15 protein-coding genes are annotated in these 17,912 nt (G+C 70.1%); 11 read left to right on the top strand and 4 right to left on the bottom strand.

Translation table 11 applies throughout. The annotated features are described in order from the left end of the window. Positions 1-82 precede the first annotated feature (82 nt). Positions 83-637 carry a PIN domain-containing protein gene (locus ABT061_RS40075; RefSeq protein WP_350928078.1) on the bottom strand — a complete coding sequence of 185 codons (555 nt, stop codon included), beginning with the start codon at positions 635-637 and terminating at the stop codon, positions 83-85. Positions 638-639: 2 nt separating this feature from the next. Then, the gene (locus ABT061_RS40070; protein ID WP_350928076.1) at positions 640-1,095 is read right to left on the bottom strand and encodes a helix-turn-helix domain-containing protein; all 456 of its coding nucleotides are present in this window, start codon (positions 1,093-1,095) and stop codon (positions 640-642) included. A 429-nt stretch (positions 1,096-1,524) separates the two neighbouring features. Between ABT061_RS40070 and ABT061_RS40065 the strand changes: the two genes are divergently transcribed. The 7 genes from ABT061_RS40065 to ABT061_RS40035 all read left to right on the top strand — a co-directional run bounded on the left by ABT061_RS40065 (position 1,525) and on the right by ABT061_RS40035 (position 9,638). Next, on the top strand, positions 1,525-2,145 hold the full coding sequence (locus ABT061_RS40065; RefSeq protein ID WP_350928074.1) for a hypothetical protein: 621 nt from the start codon (positions 1,525-1,527) through the stop codon (positions 2,143-2,145). A 767-nt stretch (positions 2,146-2,912) separates the two neighbouring features. Then, entirely contained in the window at positions 2,913-3,629 is a 717-nt protein-coding gene (locus ABT061_RS40060) for a Crp/Fnr family transcriptional regulator (RefSeq protein WP_350928072.1), read from the top strand. Between the two features lie 137 nt (positions 3,630-3,766). Continuing rightward, entirely contained in the window at positions 3,767-4,471 is a 705-nt protein-coding gene (locus ABT061_RS40055) for a hypothetical protein (protein ID WP_350928070.1), read from the top strand. 17 nt (positions 4,472-4,488) lie between these two features. After that, positions 4,489-4,830 (top strand): hypothetical protein, encoded by a 342-nt coding sequence (locus tag ABT061_RS40050; RefSeq protein ID WP_350928068.1) that lies wholly within the window; start codon positions 4,489-4,491, stop codon positions 4,828-4,830. Beyond that, entirely contained in the window at positions 4,827-6,935 is a 2,109-nt protein-coding gene (locus tag ABT061_RS40045) for a hypothetical protein (protein WP_350928066.1), read from the top strand. The genes ABT061_RS40050 and ABT061_RS40045 overlap by 4 nt, the downstream gene beginning before the upstream one ends. Then, the gene (locus ABT061_RS40040) at positions 6,932-8,335 is read left to right on the top strand and encodes a hypothetical protein (protein WP_350928064.1); all 1,404 of its coding nucleotides are present in this window, start codon (positions 6,932-6,934) and stop codon (positions 8,333-8,335) included. Before ABT061_RS40045 ends, ABT061_RS40040 begins: the two co-directional genes overlap by 4 nt. After that, positions 8,325-9,638, top strand: a complete 1,314-nt coding sequence (locus ABT061_RS40035; RefSeq protein WP_350928062.1) for a DUF4407 domain-containing protein — start codon at positions 8,325-8,327, stop codon at positions 9,636-9,638. Before ABT061_RS40040 ends, ABT061_RS40035 begins: the two co-directional genes overlap by 11 nt. Positions 9,639-9,916: 278 nt before the next feature. Here ABT061_RS40035 and ABT061_RS40030 read toward each other — a convergent pair whose 3' ends face one another. Next, on the bottom strand, positions 9,917-11,683 hold the full coding sequence (locus ABT061_RS40030) for a PD-(D/E)XK nuclease family protein (RefSeq protein WP_350928060.1): 1,767 nt from the start codon (positions 11,681-11,683) through the stop codon (positions 9,917-9,919). A gap of 480 nt (positions 11,684-12,163) precedes the next feature. Here ABT061_RS40030 and ABT061_RS40025 point away from each other — a divergent pair, with 480 nt between their 5' ends. From ABT061_RS40025 to ABT061_RS40010, 4 genes are all read left to right on the top strand, one after another. Further along, positions 12,164-13,036 carry a polyphosphate polymerase domain-containing protein gene (locus ABT061_RS40025; RefSeq protein WP_350928058.1) on the top strand — a complete coding sequence of 291 codons (873 nt, stop codon included), beginning with the start codon at positions 12,164-12,166 and terminating at the stop codon, positions 13,034-13,036. 16 nt (positions 13,037-13,052) lie between these two features. After that, entirely contained in the window at positions 13,053-13,730 is a 678-nt protein-coding gene (locus ABT061_RS40020; protein WP_350928056.1) for a DUF4956 domain-containing protein, read from the top strand. A 6-nt stretch (positions 13,731-13,736) separates the two neighbouring features. After that, a complete protein-coding gene (locus ABT061_RS40015; protein WP_350928054.1) occupies positions 13,737-15,491 on the top strand; it encodes a CotH kinase family protein in 1,755 nt (584 codons plus the stop codon). 243 nt (positions 15,492-15,734) lie between these two features. Continuing rightward, positions 15,735-16,604, top strand: coding sequence for an SIS domain-containing protein (locus tag ABT061_RS40010; RefSeq protein WP_350928052.1), 870 nt, complete (start codon positions 15,735-15,737; stop codon positions 16,602-16,604). Positions 16,605-16,706: 102 nt separating this feature from the next. Here ABT061_RS40010 and ABT061_RS40005 read toward each other — a convergent pair whose 3' ends face one another. Beyond that, positions 16,707-17,855: an NAD(P)/FAD-dependent oxidoreductase gene (locus tag ABT061_RS40005; RefSeq protein WP_350928050.1), complete on the bottom strand. Its 1,149-nt coding sequence runs from the start codon at positions 17,853-17,855 to the stop codon at positions 16,707-16,709. Positions 17,856-17,912: the final 57 nt, after the last annotated feature.

Raw genomic sequence — 17,912 nt, 5'->3', positions numbered from 1 at the left:
CACCTGAACAGGTCTTGCTGGTGGTAGCGGTTCGCTTCAGGCAGCAAATCATTCTCACTGTCACCTCAGCCTCGACGACCCGCTAACCAGCTCGGAGGGCGGCGACCGACTCGACCAGACCTGCTTTCTCCAAAGCGTCGAGCACATCGTCTACGGCCTCCGGCGGGTTCACCCGCGAGTCCGCGATCTGCTGAACACAGGCCCAGATCACTCGTCCATCGAGCTCGATCTGGTCCAGCACGAAGTCATCGGGAGACTTGGCCTCGATCTCCCAGGGCGCCAAGTGTTCCGAAGGAAAGTCCCTGAGATTTGACGTGACGATGACCTGTGCTCCTACTTTGATCGCCGCAGCAAGCACATGCCGGTCATCCGGGTCGGGTAGCTTCAGCCCTTCGACAAGGGGTTCGTACCCCTCGACCAGGCAGTCTCGGACTGCGGAGTTCATGAGCAGGCGAAGCTTGCCCAGCTTCTCCTCTGGAATGTCTGGACGATTGGCGGCAAGGTTACGCTGCATTTCGTCGAGAATCCTGCTGGTCCACTTGGCCTGGAGCCGTCCCGTCATGACCAGGCGGATGAGCAGGTCGCGAAGCGTGTTGCCATAGAACACATTCGCGTCATAGACCACCACAAAGCTCATGCTCAGATGCCTAGCTCCTGGCCTAGCGCGGCAAGTTGATCGGCAGCCGTACGACGCCTGGCGTCATCGCGGCGCTTGTACTCCTGAAGGTCCTCGTATGTGACGCGCCTGTGCTTACCAACCAGGCGGAAGGGGATCTCTCCCTCCTCCAGTAGCTTGATCAGGTAGGGACGCGAGACGTTCAGCATGTCCGCCGCCTGCTGTGTCGTCAGCTCGGCGTGAGAGGGGATGACTGTCACTCCCCTCCCTTCGGCCGCCTGGGCGAGAATGAAGGCGAGCAGACTTACGGCTTCCCGAGGCAAGATCAGCGGGTCCTCTGCATCATGTTCGCCGACGACACGGATGACTGGCTGCTCGTGAGATCGCATGAGGTAGTCCTTGATGCGGCGCACGGCACGGCCAGCCATCTCAGCATCGATGCTTCCGGGCTGTACTCGCTTGGCCTGCACATCTGTCATCGCCGTACCTCCTTCTCGCAGTATCCGCAACAAACGAAATAAACGCAAGCGATGTCGGCAGCATACGGCTCGCGCTCAGAGTTGAGCGCGAGCCGTACAGCGAGAGCTGTGGAGCTACTCCTCGGTCGGGACCAGGCCCGTCTGGCAGGCGCCCCACTCGGACAGGTCGCCTAGCTTGACGTTGGTGCCAGCCGGCCTGCTTGACCATCTCGTGGAGCCGCGCACCGCCGCGTCTCTCCGAGGACACGGTCGCTCACGGTGTCACGCAGCCCGTCCGCGTGCCTGGGAGCGGTGTCCCCGCCGCCCCGGGACGCCTGGCCCGGTCACGCCGGGCCAACTCGGGACCGCGCGCGTGGCCGCGCTCCCTGGGCGCCCGGGACGCACGGCCGAGATCGTGTTGCCACCGACAAGCAACGGAGGAACACCACAATGTCCAGTCGCATCGTGCCCAGCAACGTCAATCCCAACGAGCCCGTCGCGATCCAACGCACCGCGGACCCGGTGTGGATCCGGATCGCCGGACTGCTCCTGGCCGTCGGGGCCGCCGCCTGGGCGGCCGGCATCGTCATCGTCGGGGACAAGATCGAGGAAGGCATCCAGACCCTCGACACCATCACCGGGATGCTGTTCGTCGTGGGCCTGTTCGCCTTCGTCTGGACGGTGCTGGCCACCCGCGGCGCCGGTGACGGGTGGGCCCGGATCATCCCGGCCGGCCTGCTTGTGCTGCTCCCCGGCGCGTTCCTGCTCAACGCGCTGTCCTTCGGCTACGCCACCCACGACGATTTCCCGCTGCCGCTGATGATCCTGGACGCCTGCTGGCCGTTCAGTCAGCTCGGCATGCTGGTCCTGGGCATCGTCCTCGCGGTCAAGGGCCGCTACCAGGGAGCGCTGCGGTGGCTGCCGCTGCTGGCGGGCATGTGGTTCCCGGTGACCATGGTGGCCCAGATCTTCGGCGGCTCGACCGTCTCGGTGTACGTCAGCGCGGCGTGGCTGCTCGGCATGCATACCCACCTGGGAGTCCGCCTCGCCGTTCGTCCCATCTCACGGTAAGGACGCCCAAGGGATCGTCGTTGCGGAGGAGCTCGACGGCGATGGCGGCACGGTGAGTTCGCGGGACACCACATCCCCGGGCGCGGCCACATCCTCCGTCGCCACGACCCCGCGGCGGAGTGACCTCGAGAATCCCCTCGGGGGCACCAGCGATCTACCAGGGGAAATCCGGCAGCGACCTGCGGAAACGCAGGTCGTTTTGCGTTCCGGGGTGTGCCATCGATGGCAGCCGGATGCCCATGATCACGTACGAGGAGCGTACGGAGCAACCGGCGGCTGCCGGTGAATGTGCCTAACGGCACCTGTGGCCGGGTTGCAGATGTACGGCAGGCCCGCGCTGTGGCTGACACTCGCACCGCGTTGCGACTCCAGAGTGAAGGATTTCATGCGTCAAGCCTCCCGGCCGGGAGGTGGACCAGATGCCGTTCGGCAGATGGCGCCCGGCGTTAGTCAGCTGAGCTTCCCCCGGTTCTCCGGACACTTGACCTGAGGTCACCCCTTGAGGTAAACGGCTCGCCCCTCGGGCGGGGACGGTTCGGTCTGAAAATCCGCGAGCGCGAGCGGTGGGAGCCGATGATCGGGGCTCGGCATCCTGTCGCCAGGCGGTGCCGGTGTCGTTCCGCGCTCGGAGGGACGACCTCACCTGCGGGCCGCGCTTGAACACACGGGAGCCGACCCGGCGGGCGCGGCCGTGGGCGCGACGGAACCCATGGGCCGCCTCCGCGGACGCGGTCCGGGGCGGTCCTCGCGTGCGAGACTCGGTGTCCGTGTCCGTACAGTCATCGCGCGGGGCCTGGCCCGCGAACACGCTCTTGGACCGGCTCCCTCCGAACGTCGTCACGGACCTGCTGGCGCTCGGCGGCGTCAGGCGGTACGCGGTCGGCGAGATCCTGATCCGGCAGGGTGACGACCGCGACCATGTCGTCCACCTTCTCCAGTCCACCCGTGTCTCGCGTCCCGCGTGCGTCAAGGTGGTCGCCGCGCTGCCCGACGGCGGGGAGACCCTTCTCGGCATCAGGGTGAGCGGTGACCTGGTCGGCGAGCTCGCGCCGCTGTCGAACCGGCCGCGCTCGGCCACCGTGGTGGCCTGCTCGCCCACGTTGACGCGGGCCATCCCCGGTGAGGTGTTCCGGGCCTTCCTCGACCGCAACCCGGTCGCGTGGTCCGCTGTCACGCGGATGATCGCTGACCGGCTGTCCTCCGCCAACCACCACCGGCTGGAGATCGCCCAGCACGGCGTGACGGCCCGCCTCGCCCATGTCCTGGCCCAGCTCGTGGAGCGGCACGGTCAGCGACGCCCAGGGGGCGGCCACGACCTCGGCATCGGTCTGACCCACTACGAGCTGGGGCAGCTCATCGGGGCGCGTGAGGACGCGGTCGGCAAGGCTCTGCGGACGTTGAAGGGCAGAGGGCTCGTGAGCGTCGGCTACCGGCAGATCATCGTCTTCGACCCGCTGCTTCTCCGCGGCTTTCATGGCGAATGAGGAGAATGGGAGATTTTGTCGGGAAATTCGCTGCGATATCTCTCGTGAATGCCGTACGAATCAGGCATCTGGGGATCTTAGCCATGGCAAACTGTCCCCACTTCGCGCCTCTGCCGCTTGACGGAGGATCATTCGCAATGAACAGATTGAACAGACGGGGACTGCTTCTGGGCGCCGACGTCGCAGGCTACGGCAAGGGGGACTCCTCTCGCCAGTTCGCCGTACAGGGCGCTTTCCTGCAGCTCGTGAGCGAGGCCGCGGCATGCGCGCGCCTCGACAGGGACACCTGGCTCAGACAGCCGTCGGGCGACGGCGAGCTCGCCGTCATCCCCGACGACGGCTCCGAGCCGCAGGTGGTGGACGATTTCGTGCGCCATCTCAACGTTCTTCTGGGACGCCACAACGAGGGGACGGATCCCTCGCTCAGACTTCGACTCCGGGTCGCCGTCCATTTCGGAATGACCAGCCCCGCTGCCAACGGCATAGCGGGCAAGGCCGTCGTGGAGGTCAGCCGCATGCTGGATTCGGCCGTGCTGCACGAGGCCCTCCAGGCGACGCCCGACGCCAACCTGGCGCTCATGGTCTCCCAGCGCGTCTACGAGGACACCGTCGAGTACGGCCTGACCACCTACGCGGGGGACGACTTCCGGCAGGTGATGGTCAGGCACAAGGAGTTCGAGCAGTCGGCGTGGATCCACGTCCCCCGAGCGGCGGTCGAGGGCCCGGCCGACGCCGGACCCGCCGACCCGAGGGGCGCCGCCCCGCGGCAGGTCGTCGTCAACCAGTTCTGGGAGACCGTCCAAGCCGACGGCTCCGTCATCGGAATCTCCAACAACCGCTGACCACCGCAAGGATCGACATGAGCGCTGCCAACCTGCCCGAGGTCGCCGACACCCTGTGGAGCGCGGTGTCCACCGGTGGCCTCGAACGAGCCGGCGCGATGGGTACGGAGAGCGCCGCCAGGGGGTTGTTCGCCCTCTGGAACCGCATCCGCGCCCACCGCTCCGGCAGGGGCCAGAACGAGGAGCCGGAGAACAGGGAGGAGCTCTACCGGACCCTTCTCGAACTCGCGGCGGACGCCTCGGCCGCCCGCCTGATCCAGGAGTTCCATGCCGAGCAGGCCGTCTCCAACGTGTTCAACGACAAAGTCGTCGTGCGAGGGGGCACGATCGGCATCAGTAACGGCCCGAGGCGGCCTTGACCGCCGTCGACGGGCCGGCGCCGGCCACCGCGAAGAGCTCGGACGAAACCCCCGAGGGGGCGGGGGAGGCCCGGCGGGAGTACGGGCAGGACCAGCAGGGGCTCCGCCAGGACCAGCAGGTCTTCAACCGCTTCTTCGGGCCGGTGCTCCTCACCGGCGGCTCGACGCTCGGCGTCGCGAACGCCGGAGGCGAGCCCGTCGCCAAGGCCGCAAGCCGCCGGATGACCGGCCCCGTCCCCGCCGTGGAGATCGCCTCCGCGTTGGGGCGCTACGCCGTTCCCGCCCTCCACACCCGGGCGCTGGCCGGCCTGCGCGCCCACCGCGTGGTCGTGCTGTACGGCGAGGGCGGCACCGGCCGCCGCACCGCGGCGATCAACATGCTGCACGCCGCCGCCCCCCGCTCCCTGGTGGCGCTCTCACCCGCCGAGACGCTGGACAAGCTCGCCGCCGACCAGGTCTACCGGGAGGGCAACGGCTATCTGCTGTGCGGACTGTCCGCCGGTGACCTTCAGACCGAGGCGGCGGACTTCGTGCTCGGCAGACTCGCCCTGCGCGTCCAGGAGGCCGGAGCCTGGCTGGTGATCACCAGCCGGGCCGCCTTGGGAGACCCCCGGTCCGCGGCCGTGCCGCACTTCCGCTGGGAGCGTCCGGGGACGGTGGCGGTCCTCACCGCGCACGGAGTGCCCGCCGAGCTGGCCGAGCCGGCGGCCGAACGGCTAGGGGAGACGACGCCGCTGAGCGACGTGGTCCGGCTCGCCGAGCACCTCGTCGCCGGCTCCGGACTGGAGGACGCGCTCGGCCGTACCGGCATGGGGGCGGCCGAGCAGATCGAAAGCTGGCTCGACGACGAGCGCCGCACCGACGAGGAGGTGCTGGAGGCCGCCGCCCTGCTGTTCCTCGAAGGCATGCCGGAGCAGCGCTTCGAGGCGCATCTGGCCAGGCTCACCGCCGGTGTCCCCGCTCCCGAGCAGGAGGGGGCCGGTGACCAGGGGGCGCCGCGTCCCGCGCGGCGGCTGCTGGACGGGCGGCGGCCCCGCCGCGACGCGCGTTCCATCATCAAGGTCGAGGAGCGGATCACCGACATGGACCTGGACGTGCCGGGTCCGCCGCGGCGATGCCTGGTGTTCAGGTCGCCCGCCGTGCACGAGCGGGTCGGGGCCGAGCTGAGCCTGCAGTTCGGCGAGCGCTTCTGGGAGCCGGTCTTCGCCTGGTTGCACGAGACCGTCCAGATCGCCGACGTCGAGACCCGCATGCAGATCGCCCGGGGGCTGGCGATCCTCGCGAGTTACGGACATTTCGACACGGTTCGCGAGAGATTCCTGCAACCCTGGTCGGAAGGCGCCTACGGGGCGCGGGCCTGGGTGACCGCGCCGAAGGTGGTGTGGTGGATGAGCGCCCACGACCCCATCGCCGCGATGGCGGTGCGGACGGCCATCCGGTGGGCGCGCAGCAACAACCCGGCACGCAGGCAGGCGGCCTGCCTGGCCTTCGCCGGTGAGATGGGCGTCCGCTACCCGGCCGACGCGACGAAGTGGCTGTGGCACCTCGTCACGACGGAACCCGAGCCGGGGGAGGCCCAGGTGGCCCTCGCGCAGCTGTACGCCCTGCTCGTGGAGGTCGCTCCGGCCGACGCCAGAGCGATCCTCGCCGACCTCGGCAGACGGCTCGCGCACAGGCAGACGGCCGACCGGCGGGAGCGCATCCTGAAGACGCTGCTCCTGGTCATGGCGGTGTTCGGGGTGAGCGGCGACCACCCCGCCGCGGCCCGTCACCTGCTGGCACGTGCCGAGGACCTGCCGGACATGGCGGCCCTGTGGGCCGTGGCGCTGTGCCACCGGCCCGTGCGCTCCGCCGCGTTCGGCGTCCTCTACGACCTGCTGTGCGCCGTCGGCACGGCCGGCCGTACGCCCGAGGAGCATCTCAGGATGATCGGCGACGCGTTGCACGAGGCGCTGCCGGAGCACGAGCGCGAGCCGTTCCGCGCCGGGTTCGAGCGTTACGTGATCCGCAGAAGGGCCGGTGGGGACACCGGCCGCCTCCTGCTCTCCATCCTGCTCAACGTCTTCAGGCCACCGGCGCCTGTTGCCCTCCCGGAGCGTCGATGACAGTCACATATCCGATAATCAGCCAGGACCGGCTCGAACCGGTCACCAGGCGGCGGAGGTTCCTGCGCCGCGGCGACCGGCGCGAGCCGAACGCGGTCCCGAGCCCCCTGCCCCGCGAGGTGGTGGTCCTGCGGGTCGGCGACCGGCTGGTCAGGGCCGACGACGGCGGGCGGCGCGGGCAGGAGGACCTCGACAACGCCACCAGCTACTGCGTCGTGGACACCACGCAGGACCGGCCGGTGACCGCGGAGCTGCGCATCCCCTCCGACGGGGTGGACGAGTTCACGGTCAGGGCCGCCTTCCTGTGCACCGTCAGAGACCCGGTGCGCGTGGTCGAGGCGGGCCCGGAGGACATGCGGAGACGGCTGGAGGTGTACATCGCCGGATGCCAGACGCTCCAGCGGGCGGGCGCGGCCTTCGAGGTGACGCGGGCCGTGGCGGCCAAGGACGACGCGCTGGCCGCGCTCTCCGACTACTGCCGGATCAGGCCGCTGGTGGTGCCCGGCATGTACCTCGAACTGAGCGGCCTCGAACTGCTGACGCCCGACGAGCTCCGCGAGGAGCGGCGGCAGGAGGAGAAGGCGCGCAAGGAGCGGGAGCAGGTGCTGCGGGCCGAGGAGGAGCGGATCAGGGACCGCCAGTACATCGAGCGCCTGGAGCTCGAACTGGAGGAGGCCCGGCTGGAGAACACGCGACGCCTGGAACCCCTCAAGCGTGAGCTGGAGGACGACAGGACGCGCGCCGGCCGGGAACGGCAGGTCGATGAGGAGCGCTTCACCTGGGAGCGGCAGCACGAGGACGACGCGCAGCGCAGGCTGCGCGACCGCCGCCAGCGTGCATTCGACCTGGAGGAGGTGGAGGCGCTGAGCAGGGGACTGGACGGCCCGGAGAAGCTGGAGGCGATGGCCCGCGTACAAGGCGAGCTGACCGCGTCCGAGCAGCTCGCCAGGTCCGACGGCGAGCGGCGGCGGCGGCACGAGGAGAGCGCGGAGAGGTTCAGGGCGCAGCAGGCGGCCCAGGAGACGAGGGAGCTGGCCGACCGGGAGCAGCAGACCCGGGAACGGGCGTGGCGGTTGGAGCGGGCGGACCGGGAGTGGCACCGGAAGGTCGAGTTGGAGGACCGCGAGGCCGAGGCGCAGCTGGAGGTGCTGCGCCTGCTGACCCAGCAGGGCCATGGGAGCGACATGCCGCTCGACCAGTTCATGAAGCAGCTGATGAGCGACATCACCGCCAACCGCCGGCCGATCGGCCGCGCCCCGGACGGGACCGGGGAGCGGGCCGCGCTGCAGCGGGGCGGGACAGAGACCGGCGCCGGTGACGCGGAGGTGCCGCGGGACCGGCCCCGGCGGCCGGAGCCGGAGGACCACGAGGGACTGGCGGTGGACGACTTTGGCGATTGACACGGCCGATCCCGTCACGGGCCCGATCGACATCCCGCCGTCCGGCCCCGGCCGCGGTCGCGGCAGGGGCGCGGGCAGGATCCTGCGCGCGGTGGTCGGGGTGGACGAGGACCTCATGGACAGGGTTCCGGAGGAGCGGCCCAAGTACACCCGGCAGGGCGCGCTCGTCGTGGCCACCGCGGCGATGGCGGCCGTGTCGATGGGATACGCCGTCTTCGACGTCTTCGACGCCCCCTGGCCGGTGATCGCCAGCCTGGCCCTGGTGTGGGGCGTGCTCATCGGCATCCTCGACTCCTGGCTGGTCATCAGCCTCAACGGGGTGACCGGGCGGGGCCGCAGGCGGCTGCTGCTCCCCCGTCTCCTCATCTCGGCCGTGGTCGGTGTGATCATCGCGGAGCCGCTGACCATCAGGGTGTTCGAGCCCACCATCGTCCAGCGGATCGGGGAGGACCAGCAGAAGGCGGACAAGGACCTGCTCAGCGCGTACCTGTCCTGCCATTCGCCCGCCGGGGCCCCCGGAACCGTCTCGATCGCCTGCGAGAACTACCGGCTGCCCGTCGCCGCCCCGAACGACACCGGCTCACTGACGACCAAGCAGCGCGAGCTGGGCCGCCTGGAGACCACGATCAAGCGGACCGAGGGCATCTGGACCGGAAAACAGCGGCTGGCCAGGCTGGAGTGCGCGGGCGCGGGCGGCTCGGAGAGCGGGTTCTCCGGCCTGGTAGGGGAGGGACCGCGATGCGCGCGGCTGACCCGGGAGGCCGAAGACTACGAGCGGAGCAGCGGCATCCAGCAGATGTACGCCAGGCGCGCCGCGCTGAACGAGGAGATCGGGCGGCTCACCGACACCGCGCGTGACTCCGGCAAGGACTACGACGCCGCCGTGGTCGCCGCGGCCGAGAAGGAGGTCGCCCGGCAGCAGCGCAACCGTCCGTCCAGGCCGGACCTACTGAAGAAGATCGAGACGCTGAACGTACTCTCGGCGGAGAAGCCGGCGGTGCTGCTCGGGCACATCTTCCTGACCCTGCTGTTCCTGCTGATCGACTGCTCACCGGTGCTGACCAAGCTGCTCAGCCGCCCGACCATGTACGACCTCCGGCTGGCGGTGCTGCTGTCCGACCGGGCGGACGCGCACGACACCCAACTGCGCCGGACCAAGCGGCGCCGCCGCAACCGCGACGACCTGGACGCGCACCGTCAGGATCTCGTGGTACGGCGGGGCATGGCCGACGCCTCCCGGGAGGCCGGCATCGAGGACGCCATGCGGGAGGCACAGGCCAGGAAACGACTCGACGACCGGTGACGCCCGGGGACGGGGTGTGCGGCGGGACCGCCGGCGTGGGGAGCCACTACGGCTCGTAATCCCGTATCGCCTCGTCGATTCCGCAGACGTACGCCCCCGGCCTCCACGCGGTCGCCATGGCCCTGATGGAGTGCCGCCTCGCTGACGGCCACGGCGATGAGGGCACCACGGGCGTGATCGACCTGCTCGCTCGCTGGGGCGTGTCCTGTGGATCTCCCCGCGACAGGGAGATCCACAGGACACGCCCCAGGGGCCTCCTGGCGTTGCTCTCCAGCGGCTCAGAACGGAGGTTCGTCGTCGGGTTCGGGGTCGGCGAGGGTGGCCGCGATCGCCTCGACGCGACTGTCCAACCGGCCGGGGCTTGCCAGGATCTCCCCGGTGCGGGGGTCGAAGGCGAGCCCGTCCGTGACGTGTGCGGGGGTGTCGGAGGCACTCGGGCACCAGCGGGAAACCGGGCAGAACCGGCACCAGGCTCCCGGGGTGGCACGGAAGGCGACATCGCGATGCCAGGGCCGGATCCGGTCAAGGATGACCGCCTGAGCGGTCGAGACGGTCGCCGGGTCGGTCGCGTCGAAGGTGAGCACCTCGGCGGAGTCCGGGGTGAGCTGCTCCAACTCGACCAGCCCGTCGGTGTCCCCGAAGACGCCGGCGGCGATCAGGCGGACCGCCAGGGCGAGCTGGGGGACCATCTCCAGCGCGTTTCCCGCGGTGATGCCGCGCGGTACGGCCGACGTCTTCTGCTCGCGGTAGACGAGGCGTCCGCCCACCCGGCGGAGGAGATCCGGGTGGGCGAGCACCATCACATCGGCCCGCGCGTCGTACGCGGCGATCTTCGGCTCGGGTCTGACCTCGGTGACCTCGTCCGGGCCGCGCAGCGGGCATACCGCCAGATGCCGGAGCAGGTACGGCCGGGCCCGGTGGTACTCCTGGCGCTCCATCAACTCGTCGGCGAGGCCGCAGTCATCGGCGTCCACCTCCGGCAGGTCCGCGGGAACGCAGGCCCTTCCCCGGCCGTGTGCGGCCTCAAGCCACGCGTGCACGTGCTGGCCGCGCTCGGCCGCCGGGCTCGTCTCCCAGTCGCCGGGCAGCCGGAGCTCTCGCAGGTGAGCCTGTGCCGGGCAGACCTGGTAGTACCGGGATGTCGTGATCGACCATGTCCGCCGGTGCGTGCCCCGGTCGTCGAGGCCGAGCAGGCCTGGCGCGTGCGCGAGGTCCCCGCAGGAGGCCCGTGCCTTGCACTCGGCACAGTCCCGCCCCGGGGTCCGGTCGCCACCGGCCAGCAGCCGGGCCGTCGCGGGTCTGACGTTCGAGGTGTAGGCGCCGCGGATCTCCTCCAGGTCCGTCGTGTCGACAAGGACCCGGTCCGTGCCGGTGGTCAACCCGACCTCGACCACCCGCACTCGCCGGGGGACGGGAACGGGCCGTACCGGGACGGGGATGGCGCGATGCAACTCCGATGGGTCCGTCACCTGCTTGCCGACCGCCGCCACGTACGCCATCGCCTGGGTGGACGGAATATCCGTGCCGCCCAGGGGGCGGCGCAGGCGCATCCGCCGGAACTCCACCGTCGTACCGTCCGGTGCGCCGTACCACCGGCCCCACACGGTGAGGGATCGCATCTCCGCGGGGGACCGGCCGCCCTGGACGATCCGCGGCCGATGCTCGGGCCGGAGCTCCACCCCCTCGGAGGCGAGTGTGGCGGCCAGGCTCTCGGAGACCTCCAGATAGGTGTGGCAGGCATGCTCGATCCAGTTGGCGACCCCCGGATGCACGGTGTCGCGGGCGTTTCCGAGGGTCCTCGGCAGCGCCTCGTCGATCGGGACGCCCTCGAACTCGACAGCGTTGAGCACGTCCATCACCAGGCCGAGCGGAAAGGTCTCCCAGGGCGCGTACCTACGCCTCTCGGAGACCCGCGGCCACAGCTTCGGGCGAGCCTTGACCGCCGCGAAGTCTCCGCAGTCGCCGTCCCGGCGGTCGAGCAGGCTCGCCGACAGCCTGACGACATCGGGATTTCCGGTGAACTCGGTGCTGGGGGGCTGACTCAACGCACTCTCCTCGGTATGGGGGAAGTAGAGAGGTGCTACTGCGCTGCAACACAGTGAAACATATTGTGAATTAGAGTCACAATTTTTTGGGGTGATGGGCGGAAATTTTCCGATGAAACGCGACAATCGGGTATCCGTCAGGGGAGAGGCCCGGCCCCGTTCGCGGTCCGTGCTTAACGGTGGGTTACTGCCGTTCGTCCGCTGAATGAACGGAAGTTGACCCGCTTCTCAGACGACTCTCATCGAGGGCACGTAGAACGACGTCATGAACGGTTCGGCCGCCGTGAAGGCGCTGGTCGCCGGTGACGGGCCTGACGTCCGTGAGCCGCCGTTCCGGGCGCTCCGGCCGGGCGGCCTCGCCACGAGGACCGCCGCTCACGGGACGTGCGCGTCCGGGGCGTCCCACGCCGGGGGCTCGGACACGTCGCTCCCGGGTTCGCACCATGACATGTCCGCCGACGCTCTCTCGAATGGAGCAACATGCTGCGCAGACTCCGCAGGTCGTCCGCGATCGCAGACAGCCCCGCAGATCCCGGGGGCGGTGGCGGGGAGGGGCGGGTGTCCGATGCCGGGCGCGCGCTGCGTGCGCCGAGCAGGCTGCACGCGTTCAACCGCTACGAGATCAAGTATCTGGTCGACACCGCTCTGGTGGACGAGCTCCGGGGCGAGATGGAGCGGCGACTCGACCGGGACGCGCACAGCGGGGACGAGGGGTACGGCATCTGGAGTGTCTACTACGACACCCGCGGGCTCCGCTTCTACTGGGAGAAGATCGAGGGCCTGAAGTTCCGGCGCAAGTTGCGGATCAGGCACTACGGCGACCGTTTCAAGGTCACCGCAGACACCCCGGTGTTCGTCGAGATCAAGCAGCGGGTCAACCGCGTCACCCAGAAGCGCCGGGTCTGCCTGCCGTACGCCGACGCGCTGCGGTTGTGCGACGGGCGTGAGCCGGTCGAGCACACCGAGGCGGAGCGGCCCTTCGTCGAGGAGGTTCTGGACCTGGTCTGCCGGCTCGATCTGCGGGCCACCGCGATGACCGGCTACCAGCGGCACGCCTATGTGGGCCGGGACGCCGATGTCGGCCTCCGGGTCACCTTCGACCAGCGCGTACGGGGCCGTGACCGGGACTTCCACATCGGTGCCGACGCCCAGAACCGGTTCATCGTCCCGCCCACCAAATCGATCATCGAGGTCAAGGCGAACGAGCGGGTTCCCTACTGGCTCACCGATCTGACCGCCAAACGGAACCTGCAGGTGGTGCGGGTCTCCAAGTACTGCCAGAGCGTGGAGGCCTTCGGCCGGACCCCTCGGTCGATCTTCCACGTCCCCGACCATGACCCCCACTCCGCCTGATGGAGGCGTAACCCCCATGAACTTTGATTTTCAGGACCTGTCCGGCACCTTCAGCGTGATGGACATCGCCATCGCGATGTCGCTGTCGTTCGTGCTCAGCGTGATGATCGGCTGGGTGTACCGGGCGACGCACCGCAACGTCTCCTACAGTCAGTCCTACGTCCAGACACTGGTCATCCTCGGCATGATCATCTCGCTGATCATGCTGGTCGTCGGTTCCAACATCGCGCGCGCGTTCGCACTGGTCGGCGCACTCTCCGTGGTCCGGTTCCGAAACGCGATCAAGGAGACCCGGGATGTCGGCTTCATCTTCCTGGTGATGGCCGTCGGCATGGCCGTGGGCACCCGCTTCTACGTTCTGGCCGCCGTCGCCGCCGTGGCGATCTCGCTGGTCATCATGATCATGAATCGTTTCAACTGGTTCCACCTGAACGTCCAGCGCCAGGTGGTCAAGGTCCAGGTGCCCTCGGACGAGGATTACACCCACACGATCCAGGACGTGCTGATCCGGCACACCGACGAGTTCGAACTGGTGAGCATGGAGTCGATCCGCGGTGGCGCGCTGACCGAGCTGATGTACACGGTCAAGATCAAGAAGGGGGGCGAGCCCGCGAGCCTGATCTCGGCCCTGCGGGAGCGCAACAGCGGCCAGCCGGTTACGGTTCTGACCGGGTACGACCAGACCGACCTGTAGGCCGCCGTGACCATTCCCAAGAACCGGCCGCGGCTGCGGCACCGGATTCCGGTCAGGCTCCGGCACCACTGGAGGGTGGTCGCCCTCTTCGCCGTGTTCCTGCTGGTGGTGGGTGCGGGCTTCGGCACCGGGACGATCCGGCCCTACGTGACCACCGGGCAGGTCAGCGCGGCGCGGACGGTCACCCAGGACATCGCGGGTACCCAGGACGTCTTCGACACCGCGATCTCGCACAGCGTCCAGATCACGTTCAAGGACGGGGCCTATCGGGACATGCTGGAGGAGTATTTCAAGGAGGGGGAGAAGAAGTACGTAGAGGCCGATCTGGTCATCGACGGGACCACCCTGCCGAGCGTGGGCATCCGGCTGAAGGGCAACTCCACGCTGATGGGGCTCACCTGGAACGGCAAGTCCCGCACCGGGGGGCGGGGCGGCGCCCCCGGCGGCGGGCGCCCGGGGAACTTCCAGCCTCGGGAGGGTTTTCAGCCCCCCGAAGGCTTCCAGCCGCCGGAGGATTTCCAGCCTCCGGACGGTTTCCAGCCGCCGGACGGCGGTGCGGGTGGTGGCGGGGCAGGACCCGGGCGGGGTCCGGGTGGTCCGATGACCGCGCTCAAGGCGGAGGAACCCGAGAACCTGCCCTGGCTGATCAGCTTTGACGAGTTCGTGGAGGGGCGCCGCTACCAGGGGCACTCGCAGCTGGCCGTGCGTCCCGCGACCGGGCAGTCCTCGACCCTGCTGAACGAGGCACTGGCGATCTCGCTGGTCGGCGCGGCCGGCGAGCCGACCCAGCGGTACACCTACAGCTCGTTCACGGTCAACGGCCGTTCCTCGTCTCCACGTCTGCTGGTGGAGTATCTCGACGAGGGATACGCGGAGAGGCTCGGCGACGGCGTGCTGTACAAGTCGCTCGCCTCAAGTGGCTTCAGCTACAAGGGGGAGGACCAGACCGCCTACGGCACCGACTTCAAACAGGTCAACAAGGTGGGAGGTAAGGACCTGCAACCGGTCATCGACCTGGTCAAGTGGGTGGAGCAAGCCTCCGACGAGGAGTTCGCCGCAGGGCTGGCCGACCGGGTGGACGTGGAGTCCTTCGCCCGCTATCTCGTCCTGCAGAACCTGATGGTCAACTTCGATGACATGAGCGGTCCCGGGCGTAACTACTACCTGTGGTACGACCTGGACGGCAAGAAGTTCACCGTCATCACCTGGGACCTCAACTTCGCCTTCAACGGCAACGCCAAGGCGGGGCCGAACGACGCGATCGGCATGGGGTTCGGCGGGGGCGGCCCGATGCGGGGGGCGGGCTCCCAGGCTCAGCCGGCCCAGGGCTCGCAGTCCCAATCCCAGCCGACCGGGAGCGGGCAGCCGCAGGTTCAGCCGACCCAGGGGCCGCAACCGCAGGTTCAGCCGACGCGGAGCGGTCAGCCGCAGGACGGTGCCGGTCGGGAGGGTGCCGGTCAGAAGGACGGCGCCCGTCAGGGCAACCCGATGGGCGGGCCGCGGATGGGCCACGCGCTGAAGGACAGGTTCCTGAAGACGCCCGCCTTCAAGAAGGTCTACGAGGAGCAGTACCGGAACCTGTACCAGAAGCTCCTGGGAGGCGGGGCCGCCGCCACGCTGCTCGACGACATCGTGAAGTCCTACCGGCTGAACGAGGGCGCCGACACCGCCAAGGTAGAGGCCGACGCCACGTCGCTCCGTACCACCCTCAAGACCCGCGCCGAGGCGCTGGGCTCGGACAAGGTGATCGCCGGCGGATGATCCTGCGAGGAACGGCGGGATCCCGCGTCCCGGTCTCCCGCCGTTCCTCCGCGCACTCCCTTTCCCCGGGGCCGCACCGGCATGCGATGATCCACAGTGGTCGGCGAAGGTGCTCCGGTTGGCCGGTGCGACACGGGCCCGGCGACGCCTCCGACGGTCACCGGCGTGACGTGCCCGCGTACGCCGGGCCCGCTCGTGTACGGCATGTCGCGAAGATGAACAAGCATCGATGGGGAGGCGCGCATGGAGCACGTCCTGCGGGAGATCGCCAGCCAGCCCGAGTGCTGGCGGCGGGCGCTGGAGCTCGGCGCGGCGGGCCCGGCGGGCCTGCCGGAGGCGGGCGAGCGGGTCGCCGTGATCGGCTGCGGCACCTCGCTCTACATGGCACAGGCCTACGCGGTCCTGCGCGAGCGGTCGGGGCAGGGGGAGACCGACGCGTTCGCCGCCTCCGAGCTGCCCGCGCGCCGCTACGACCGGCTGGTGGCGATCACCAGGTCCGGGACCACCACGGAGGTGCTGCACGCCCTCGGCGCGGCCGGGGACATCCCGACGGTCGCCGTCACCGCCGACCCCGCGACCCCGGTGTCCGGCCTGGCGGAGACGGTGATCGCGCTGGAGTTCGCCGACGAGCGCTCCGTGGTGCAGACCAGGTTCGCCACCAGCGGGCTCGCCCTGCTCCGCGCGCACCTCGGGGAGGCTCCCGCTGACCTGGCCGCGCAGGCCGAGGCCGCGCTCGCCGCGCCGCTCCCCGAGGGGGCGCTCTCCCGGCGGCAGTTCACCTTCCTGGGCAGCGGGTGGACCAACGGCCTGGCCCAGGAGGCGGCACTGAAGCTGAGGGAGTCGGCCCTGGCCTGGTCGGAGGCGTACCCCGCGATGGAGTACCGGCACGGGCCGATCAGCATCGCCGACGAGAACAGCCTGGTGTGGTTCTTCGGCGGTCCGAAGGAACTGCGTGAGGAGTTGACCCGCACCGGGGCCCTGACCACGGCCGCGGAACTCGACCCGCTGGCCGACCTCGTCCGGGCCCAGCGCCTGGCGGTCGAGTTGTCCCGATCGCGTGGTCTCGACCCGGACAGTCCACGCAACCTGAGCCGTTCGGTGATTCTCACGTAACCGATGAGGACCACGACGCGCGGATCGGCGTCGTCGGCGAGGTAGGCGACCTGACCCGTTCGGTGCTTCTCAGGTGGTCTGGGGAGCGGGCGCCTGCGGTGTTCAGCGCCGTCGGACGCCGCTCGCGATCCAGCGGCGGACCACGGCCAGCGCCAGCGGGAGCGGTACGGTGCCCGCGCCGAGACCCACGTCGACCAGCAGGTCGAACACCTCCTTGCGGCGGGCGGCCGTGTCGATCGCCGCGTCGATGAAGCCGGGCGACTGGGCGGCGAGGGCGAGCACGTCCGTGGTGCGCAGGTGCCGCCCGAGTGCCTTCCTCAGCTCGCGCCGGTAGGCGGGCAGCGGGTCGGCGGCGGCCCGCACGGCCGCCTCGCCGGCGAGGCGGCCGGAGACCAGGGCGTAGTAGATGCCCTCGCCGGTGAGCGGGTTGATGAGACCGGCGGCGTCACCGGCGAGCAGCACCCGCCCCGAGCCCGGCCTCGGCCGCCCCGGGGACAGGGGCAGGTGGTGGGCGCGCAGGTCGCGGGCGCTCAGGTGGGGCAGCAGTTCGGCGAGCCGGCCGTGCAGCACCTCGCGGCCCGGCCGGCCGGTGGCGCGCAGCCTGGGCAGGAGCATCCCGAAGCCGACGTTGGCGGTGCCGTCGCCGATGGGGAACGACCACGCGTACGCGGGCCATCCGTCCTGCTGCATGAAGATGGACTGCACGTCGTCGTCGGCGGGCACGTCGGCGTAGCCGCGTACGGCGATCGCGGTGTGCCTGTCGGGAGCGGGGGAGACGCCGATGAGGCGCCGCATCGTCGAGTTGGCCCCGTCGGCGGCGACGGCGGCGCGGGCGGTGAGGGTGCCGTCGAGGACGATGTGGCCGTCGAGGACGGCGAGCGAGCGGACGTGGTGGCGGCGGACCTCGACACCGAGAGCACGGGCGGCGTCGACGAGGCGGGCGTCGAAGACCCGGCGGGGAACGACGTGGTTGGGCCGGGCGGAGGTGGCCGAGACGCGCGCGCCGCCGGGGGAGACCACCGCCAGGCGCTGCGTCGGCCGGTAGTCGGCGATGAGGTCGGGGATGCCCAGCAGGGCGAGCTCGTCACGGCAGTGGGCGGCGATGCCGTCACCACAGGCCTTGTCGCGGGGGAAGTCGGCCCGATCGAGCAGGAGCACCCGCGCGTCGGGCCGGAGCTGCCTCGCGCGCAGCGCGGCCGCCGCCCCCGCGGGCCCACCGCCGACGACCGCCAGATCCCACACGTCGTTCATCTGGGTGACCCTTCCCTGTACGCCCCTGCGGAACCGCCCGGCCACCACTCCCCCCGA

This window comes from Streptosporangium sp. NPDC002544 (assembly GCF_040295965.1).
Taxonomy (GTDB): Bacteria; Actinomycetota; Actinomycetes; order Streptosporangiales; family Streptosporangiaceae; genus Streptosporangium.
The sequence above is the reverse complement of the archived record's forward strand: the minus strand, read 5'-3'. Positions and strand labels throughout refer to the sequence as shown.

Excerpts from the sequence above, each read along its gene's own strand:
- ABT061_RS40020 (WP_350928056.1), top strand. The coding sequence starts at position 13,053 with ATGAACTTTGATTTTCAGGACCTGTCCGGCACCTTCAGCGTGATGGAC.
- ABT061_RS40055 (WP_350928070.1), top strand. The coding sequence starts at position 3,767 with ATGAACAGATTGAACAGACGGGGACTGCTTCTGGGCGCCGACGTCGCA.
- ABT061_RS40065 (WP_350928074.1), top strand. The coding sequence starts at position 1,525 with ATGTCCAGTCGCATCGTGCCCAGCAACGTCAATCCCAACGAGCCCGTC.
- ABT061_RS40050 (WP_350928068.1), top strand. The coding sequence starts at position 4,489 with ATGAGCGCTGCCAACCTGCCCGAGGTCGCCGACACCCTGTGGAGCGCG.
- ABT061_RS40005 (WP_350928050.1), bottom strand. The coding sequence starts at position 17,855 with ATGAACGACGTGTGGGATCTGGCGGTCGTCGGCGGTGGGCCCGCGGGG.
- ABT061_RS40070 (WP_350928076.1), bottom strand. The coding sequence starts at position 1,095 with ATGACAGATGTGCAGGCCAAGCGAGTACAGCCCGGAAGCATCGATGCT.
- ABT061_RS40025 (WP_350928058.1), top strand. The coding sequence starts at position 12,164 with ATGCTGCGCAGACTCCGCAGGTCGTCCGCGATCGCAGACAGCCCCGCA.
- ABT061_RS40040 (WP_350928064.1), top strand. The coding sequence starts at position 6,932 with ATGACAGTCACATATCCGATAATCAGCCAGGACCGGCTCGAACCGGTC.
- ABT061_RS40010 (WP_350928052.1), top strand. The coding sequence starts at position 15,735 with ATGGAGCACGTCCTGCGGGAGATCGCCAGCCAGCCCGAGTGCTGGCGG.
- ABT061_RS40075 (WP_350928078.1), bottom strand. The coding sequence starts at position 637 with ATGAGCTTTGTGGTGGTCTATGACGCGAATGTGTTCTATGGCAACACG.